Source organism: Bacteroides caecigallinarum (genome assembly GCF_021531075.1).
GTDB classification, from domain to species: domain Bacteria; phylum Bacteroidota; class Bacteroidia; order Bacteroidales; family Bacteroidaceae; genus Phocaeicola; species Phocaeicola caecigallinarum_B.
On record NZ_JADYTJ010000004.1, the window covers coordinates 107,468 to 115,332 of the forward strand.

Here is a 7,865-nt window from a genome sequence, read left to right on the forward strand (position 1 = left end):
GATGTTATTTAAAAATCTATATTTATATGAAAATCAAAAACAAATTATTTTTATCAGTTTCACTTATGTGCAGTATGATATTCAATTCATGCCAGGAAGGAGTTACTACAGCTCCAGCCATCAAACAAGATCCTAATATTGAAAAACACATCAAGGAATGGCTGGGCAAGATGACACTTGAAGAGAAAATCGGACAGATGTGCGAAATTACTGTCGATGTCGTTACAGACTTTGATAAGAGTAAGGAAAAGGGATTTACTCTAAGCGAAGCTATGCTAGATACCGTTATCGGGAAATACAAGGTTGGTTCTATCCTGAACGTTCCATTGGGAGTAGCACAGAAAAAAGAAGTCTGGGCTAAATCAATCAAGCAGATACAGGACAAATCGATGAAAGAAATAGGAATTCCATGTATCTACGGAGTAGACCAGATACATGGAACGACTTATACACTCGACGGTACATTATTTCCTCAAGGCATAAACATGGGTGCATCATTCAACCGTGAACTTGTGAAAAGAGGAGCTGAAATTTCTGCCTACGAAACAAAAGCGGGATGTATTCCTTGGACATATGCTCCCGTTGTAGACCTTGGGCGTGACCCACGCTGGCCACGTATGTGGGAGAACTACGGTGAGGATGCATACGTAAACTCTGAAATGGGAGTACAGGCCGTTATCGGATTCCAGGGAAATGATCCAAACAAGATAGGCGAATACAGTGTAGCTGCATGTGTAAAACATTATATGGGATACGGTGTACCTGTTTCAGGTAAAGACAGAACACCTTCGTCAATATGTCTTTCGGATATGAGAGAAAAACATTTTACTCCATTCAAGGCTGCCATAAAAGCCGGTGCACTGTCTGTTATGGTCAACTCCGGAGTAAACAACGGAATGCCTTTCCATGCTAACAAGGAGTTGCTTACTGACTGGCTTAAAGAAGATCTGAACTGGGACGGAATGATTGTTACAGACTGGGCTGACATCAACAATCTATGTACACGCGACCATATTGCAGAAACAAAGAAAGAAGCTATCAAGATTGCAATCAATGCAGGTATTGATATGTCAATGGTTCCTTATGAAATTTCTTTCTGCGACTATCTTAAAGAACTGGTAGAAGAAGGTGAAGTTCCTATGAGCAGAATAGACGATGCCGTAGCTCGCGTACTTCGTCTGAAATATCGTCTCGGATTGTTTGAAAATCCTTATTGGGACATTGAGAAATACGACAAGTTCGGCTCTGAGGATTTTGCAAAGGAAGCCCTTGCCGCAGCCGAAGAGACAGAAGTCCTTCTTAAAAACGAAGACAACATACTTCCTATTGCAAAAGGAAAGAAAATCCTTATCACAGGTCCTAACGCAAACTCTATGAGAGTTCTAAACGGTGGATGGTCATACAGCTGGCAAGGACATCTTGCAGACGAGCATGCAACAGCTTATAACACTATATACGAAGCATTCTGCAACAAATACGGAAAAGAAAACATTATCTATGAGGCAGGAGTAGAATATGCTCCTTACAAAAACGACAATTGGTGGGAAGAACTCAAACCGGAAATAAACAAAGCTGTAGCAGCTGCTTCAAGAGCTGATGTCATTGTAGCTTGTGTGGGAGAAAATTCTTATTGCGAGACTCCGGGTAACCTAAGTGATATTACAATGTCTGAAAACCAGCGCAATCTTGTTAAAGCACTTGCAAAAACCGGCAAGCCTATCGTTCTTGTATTAAGCCAAGGAAGACCACGCATAATCAACGATATCGAACCTTTGGCTAAAGGTGTGATAAACATTATGTTGCCGGGAAACTATGGTGGAGATGCATTGACAAATCTTGTAGCCGGTGATGCCAACTTCAGCGCAAAAATGCCTTTCACTTATCCTAAATATATCAATTCACTTGCTACATACGATTACAAGCCATGTGAAAATGTAGGACAGATGGGTGGTAACTACAATTATGATGCCGTAATGGATGTGCAGTGGCCTTTCGGATATGGATTGAGCTACACTACTTACAAATACAGCAACATGAAGGTAAACAAAGAAACATTCTCCTCTGACGATGAACTGGAATTCACTGTAGATGTAACCAATACAGGTAAAGTAGCCGGAGAAGAAAGTGTATTGTTATTTGCCAAAGATTTGGTTGCAAGCAGCACCCCTGACAACAAGCGCTTACGCCAGTTTACAAAAATTGAATTGCAACCTGGAGAGACCAAGACTGTAAGTATGAAAATAAAGGCAAGCGACTTGGCTTTTGTTGATTACTTTGGAAAATGGAGACTTGAAGAAGGTAAATTCCTTGTTTTAAGTGAAGACCAGGCTATAGAAATCAAATGCAACGAAACTAAAGTTTGGGATACACCTAACATTTGATTTCCATATTACTAACAATATTAAACTCTATAGGAGATTATACTCTCCTACATAAAAAAAGTAAAAGTCATATTCCAAGGTAAAGGAATATGACTTTTACTTTTTATCAGGTTAGCTATCAGAAATTCAGACTTACTCCAGCCATAACATTAAAGCCTTGAACAGGAAATCCGCTTTCTGTAACATAATTCTTATTCAACAGATTGTTCAGTTTTATGAAAACATTTACTCTATCGTCAAACAGATATTCAGCTCCGATATTCAACTCGTTAACAGCATCGGCCTTTATACCCAAAGTCTTTTTGCGTCCTTCGTAAGTATATTCTGCTGTTGCATGAAAGTCTTTAAACACTTTTGCACGGGCATTGAATCCGATACTGTAAAGTGGTTTCAACCACAACAGCTTCTCCATATCTTTCTTGACACTCCAGCCATAGAAACTACCGGCAAAACCAAGGTCTAGCATATCTCTGAACGAATAGTCGGCATAAAGTCCTGCATAAGCCACGCGGGCTTTAGCTTGAGCTATTCCATTATAGACAGCTCCACCGACAGCATAAGGCATAGAGAACAATTCGTTTCTTGTCTCACGATAACCGGCATATATACCAAATCCAAAATTTGTAAGCGGAACTGCCTTCAGACCGACTCTTGCATCATATGGAGTATAAGAAGTATTTTGCTGCATAGGCAGACCCACTAATAAAGATTGTACCCAGAACGGAGAGAAACCGTTTATGGTTCCAAAATCATTCAGACGGGTATTACCTGTTAGATGCGCATAAAACACATAATTATCAGCAAACGTATAGTCGAATCTTACATCAGGCGAAAGTTTCAATCCTCCATCATTAGAAATCTGGAAGTCCACATTCACTCCGGCTGTAAGCGAAACGGACTCTGTACTTAAAGAATAATAAGGACGGAGTTTTATGAGTGAATAGTTACTGAACGACTTATCATAGAACATATTGTCCATTTCGAGCGCCACACCCACAGCCTGTCTGTCGTCAATTTCAGCAGAAATATATCCTTGCGTATGAACATTACCCTCGGATATACCTCCCGGAATGTAAATACCATGTTTACGGTTGAACATCTTATATCCTGTCTGGAATCCGAATTCTACCGGAAGAGCATCTTTCACAGAAGATACACCCATATATCCACCGCCAGACATAAACAACTGATGTCCGAATGAAGGTACTTCTGTCTTTTCTTCATTCTGTAGAAGGGATTCAGGCTGATTTGGCATATAACTGAACACCTGTGATGCAAAGTCACCTCCTACATACATACTCATTTTATCGAAATCGTGAGTATATTTAAGCGAAGCACCTGTGCGGAAGAAACGGTGTTTCCACTCCTTTTCATGATTAAGAACCGGTATATCATCCGTCGCGAAATCGAAATCATATCCAACTCCGATATTTCCAGAATATCCGTGGAATGTAGCCATCACATCAAGCACATCACGGTCTGTGATATTCCAAAGATAAGCTCCCTTCAGGTCTGTATTGTTTCTGTTACCGTAAGCAAGACGCACATAACCTCTTCTGGCACTATCTTCTGTTATTTCCCTGTTCATAACATCCATATGATAAACAGGGAATTTATTCATCTGGTGTACAGACGAGGCATAGTCAATCTGAGTTTTTGCCACTGCCGGTTCTTCTATCTTTGGCAATACATTCACCTTGAATGCATCCATCACCTCCGGATTATACTGGTTCTCCACCACAACAGTACGGTTCACGGTAGAGTCATTCTTCTGTTGCTGTTGTGCCGCCACATTAGTCAGTGTGACAAGTCCGGCACATATCAAAATCTGTTTTCTATATTTCTTCATTGTCTTTACTGATTAAGTTTTGCCAATCTGGTTTCTATCATTTCCGCTATGTCATCGTCAGCCTGATAGTTCTGCTGCAATGACAGAAGATACTGTTTTGCGTCAAGGTTACGTCCGAGTTTCACATATACATCACTCAGGAGCACAAAACTTCTTGCAAGCCAGTAAGCATGCGGTGTGCTGACTTCTATATACTGAAGAACCTCTTTCTCTGCTGCCTCGGTCTTTCCTTCATCAAAGTAAATCTGTGCTACCAGATATTTGGCCTCAGCACCATAAATATTTCTTGTATCTCCGGCAAGGACTTTCAGGTCGGCAAGTGCTTCATTGTTTTGTCCGTTATTTATAAACGCCTTAGCTCTGTAATATCTTGCTTCGTTTTCCAGTTCAGGAGCAAGTTTGCTGTGAGCCATCATTGCCGATGCTGCAGAAATGGTTTCGTTGGCATCGCCCGCCATATATGCACTTCGTAAGGCACCGGTCTGTGCCAACAGGCGTTCTTCCTGATTTCCTGCACGGTCCGACAAACGTTTGTAGAGTTCCAGAGCACGCGGATATTCCTTACCGTCGTATGCCATACGCGCACATAATGTCATAGCCTCTGTCGAGAACTTGCTGTCAGGATATTCCAGAACCTTGTTCAGATATGTTGTAGCACCTGAATAATCTTTCTCATTATATGCTATTATACCCAGATAATACGATGCATTCACACTGAAGGCTCCCTGTGGGAATGACTGAAGATAAGACGTAAAGCTATTCTTAGCCTCAGCTATATTTCCGCGCATATACACGCGTTCGGCAGCGGTATAAGTAAGCGAGTCACGTTCGTTTACATCGAAATTTGCTCCTCCCGGCAGAGATGAAGCATATGCCATATACTCGTCCACCTTATTTATATCTATATATACAGATTTCAAGTCACGCTGAGCCATTCTTGCCTCCTCACTTCCCGGATAGTCTGCTATAACTTTTTTATATGCAACAATTGCCTCATTAAATTTGTCATTCTGATAATACAGCAGAGCTATCTCACTTGCAGCCTTGCGTGCCAACTGACTCTCAGGCCATTTTTCAACCAGAATCTTATATCTGCCTATTGCATTATCTGCCTGCTCCATCTGTACAAAGGCACGTCCCTGCTCGTACAGTGCATCGTCAATATATTGTGATGAAGGATACTTCGATAGAAGAGTATTAAGTGTCTCTATCTTTCCAGTATAGTCTCGTTGCAAACCTTTTACAAAAGCCTCCTGGAACAGAGAGTAGTCACCATATGACGGCTCGATAGATACAGCCTTGGCATACTGGGCACGTGCTTCATCGAAACGGCGTGCATAGAAATAGCAGTCACCGGCACGGTTGCATGCATCACCTCTCACCGAAGCATCTATGGCAGCATCCGTATCGGCACATCTCACAAACCATGTCAGAGCATTGTCATATTTCTTCTGTTTGAAGGATGTATATCCCATATTGTAGAGAGCAAGTCCATACTCCATACTTTTTTTATTAGTGGCAAACTCCATATACTGTCGATAGTCGGCAGCAGCCTGTTCAAATCTGTCAAGTCGGTATTTTGCCTCGCCACGCCAGAAATAAGCATCAGCCTTGGTCTGCGCATTATATCTGCCCAGTTGGAGCGACTGCGTGAAATAGTCAATGGCATTTTCGAACGATGCCTGTGCAAAAGCCTGTGTACCTACGCGGAACAGCAGTTTCTGCTTTGCTTCCAGTATACGAGTACCCGGCTGACTGATTTTGGATATTGACTTCAATGCAGCCATATAGCTGCGTGTATTCATATATACCTCTATAAGATAATCGTTTACCTTGTCTGTATATTGTGAATGCGGGAATTCATTAAGGAAACGTTCGAAAACAGTAACCGATTCGGCGAATGGAGAATACGATGTTTCGTGAATACACAAAGCATAGTTATATAGCGCCTGCTCCTTTATCTGCATATTACGGTTTGATGCAGCCGCCTGCTCGAAAGCCATTCTTGCCTGATTGCGTTCCTTCAGGTTCAGATACGCAAGTCCCATATGCAGATAGGCATTTTGCGACATATCATCATCCACACCAGTCACTCTACCCAGATTTTCCGCCGCTTCAGAATAAACCTGAGTATTGAAATAGCTCATACCAAGCTTATAGAAAGCATTACGTTGCGGATTCGACACCTCACTGCAATAAGGAGAAAGATAATTCACAGCAGCAGTATAATCCTTCTGCGAGTAAGCAGCCTCACCTGCTATTCTCTTCATTTCAAGTGATTTTTCATTTCCGGGATATTCATTAAGATATTTAACTGCCATATCCCTTGCAGTTGCATAATTACCGGTAATAAGACTGATATCTGCCATATAATAAGGAGCAAGTTCTGCATAATTCTTATTGTCTTTCACAGAAGAAAAACCCTCCATTGCAGCAGTATACCTGCCTGCAGAATAGTCTATGTAAGCAAGGTTATATACAGCATCATCCTTATATTTAGGACTAGCCTCTTTAAGGACTGTAAGCCAAGCCGTTGCCTCTTCAGTATTTCCTATTTCAAGATAAGACTGAGCCAGACGATAGACATTATCATCCCTTTCATCATTACCCATAGCATCGAAGTCACAACCCCTGTAACATGCTATAGCCTTAAGATATTCCTTATCAAAAAAATAAGAAGATGCAATAAGGGCCTGAACTCTGTTTTTGTATCTTGACTCAGGATGTTTTTCCAAATAAGTTTCAAGTTTCTCTATGCGGTCAGGCATTCGCAATTCATAGGCAGTACATACCAGCATATACTCGGCTTCATCGGCAAACTTAGCACAATCACCCAAATCCATATAGCGCATCAAAGTCTGTCGTGCAGCTGCATAATCATGACGCATAAACAGTTGTTTGCCATCGTCGAACAGTCTTTTATGGCCTGTCAACGGTTCTGTCTGCTGTGCACCTGCCACCATAGGCATAGTCAGCAACAGACCTGCTATAAATGCGTTTCCTTTATTATTCATATATATATAGGTTATTTATTGTATTCATTTATAAAACGTTCCACTCCCTTTCGGACAGAATCAAGTCCGAATTCCTCAGGATTTATCTTGTCGATAGGCATCCAGAAAGTTTCCGCCACATCATCCATAGCTTCCAGTTCTGTATCACTCTCTACCCTGCAAAGGAAAAACATATCCATAGTATGAACCAGAAACCCTGAATACAGATATGTATTGGGATACGAAAACAAATATTCTGCTTTCACTACATCAAGACCTGTTTCTTCCTTTACTTCGCGTGCCACTCCTTCCTCTGCCGTTTCATACATGTCTATAAATCCACCGGACAGGTCAAGAGTCCCTTTTGCCGGATCTTTGGCACGACGGCACACCAGGAGTTCATTCTTTGAATTAAGTATAAAAGCAACCGTAGCCGCACTGGAATTGAAATAATACACAAAACCACAGTCGGCGCATTTTTTAGATTTGAAATTGTGTTCCTCAAAGTGTGGAGAACCACATACAGGACAATATTTGAACAGATGTAAAGGGTGCATAATAACACAAGTTTAGTTACAGTGACAAAGTTAACAGAAATAATGATAATATGTTACATTTCTGACATAAAGAACAATTTCCAAC

At 41.2% G+C, this 7,865-nt stretch carries 4 protein-coding genes; 1 reads left to right on the plus strand and 3 read right to left on the minus strand.

Going from position 1 to position 7,865, the window contains the following annotated elements; genetic code table 11:
• The first annotated feature begins 65 nt into the window (after positions 1–65).
• Positions 66–2,381, plus strand: a complete 2,316-nt coding sequence (locus I6E11_RS02300; RefSeq protein WP_235336203.1) for a glycoside hydrolase family 3 N-terminal domain-containing protein — start codon at positions 66–68, stop codon at positions 2,379–2,381.
• 118 nt (positions 2,382–2,499) lie between these two features.
• On the opposite strand, the gene I6E11_RS02305 is transcribed toward I6E11_RS02300, so the two are convergent.
• The 3 genes from I6E11_RS02305 to I6E11_RS02315 are packed head-to-tail and all read right to left on the minus strand — an operon-like array spanning position 2,500 to position 7,780.
• Positions 2,500–4,230, minus strand: coding sequence for a TonB-dependent receptor (locus I6E11_RS02305; RefSeq protein ID WP_235336197.1), 1,731 nt, complete (start codon positions 4,228–4,230; stop codon positions 2,500–2,502).
• Between the two features lie 5 nt (positions 4,231–4,235).
• A complete protein-coding gene (locus I6E11_RS02310) occupies positions 4,236–7,244 on the minus strand; it encodes a tetratricopeptide repeat protein (RefSeq protein WP_235336198.1) in 3,009 nt (1,002 codons plus the stop codon).
• Between the two features lie 11 nt (positions 7,245–7,255).
• A complete protein-coding gene (locus tag I6E11_RS02315; RefSeq protein WP_235336199.1) occupies positions 7,256–7,780 on the minus strand; it encodes an NUDIX hydrolase in 525 nt (174 codons plus the stop codon).
• Between the last annotated feature and the right edge of the window lie 85 nt (positions 7,781–7,865).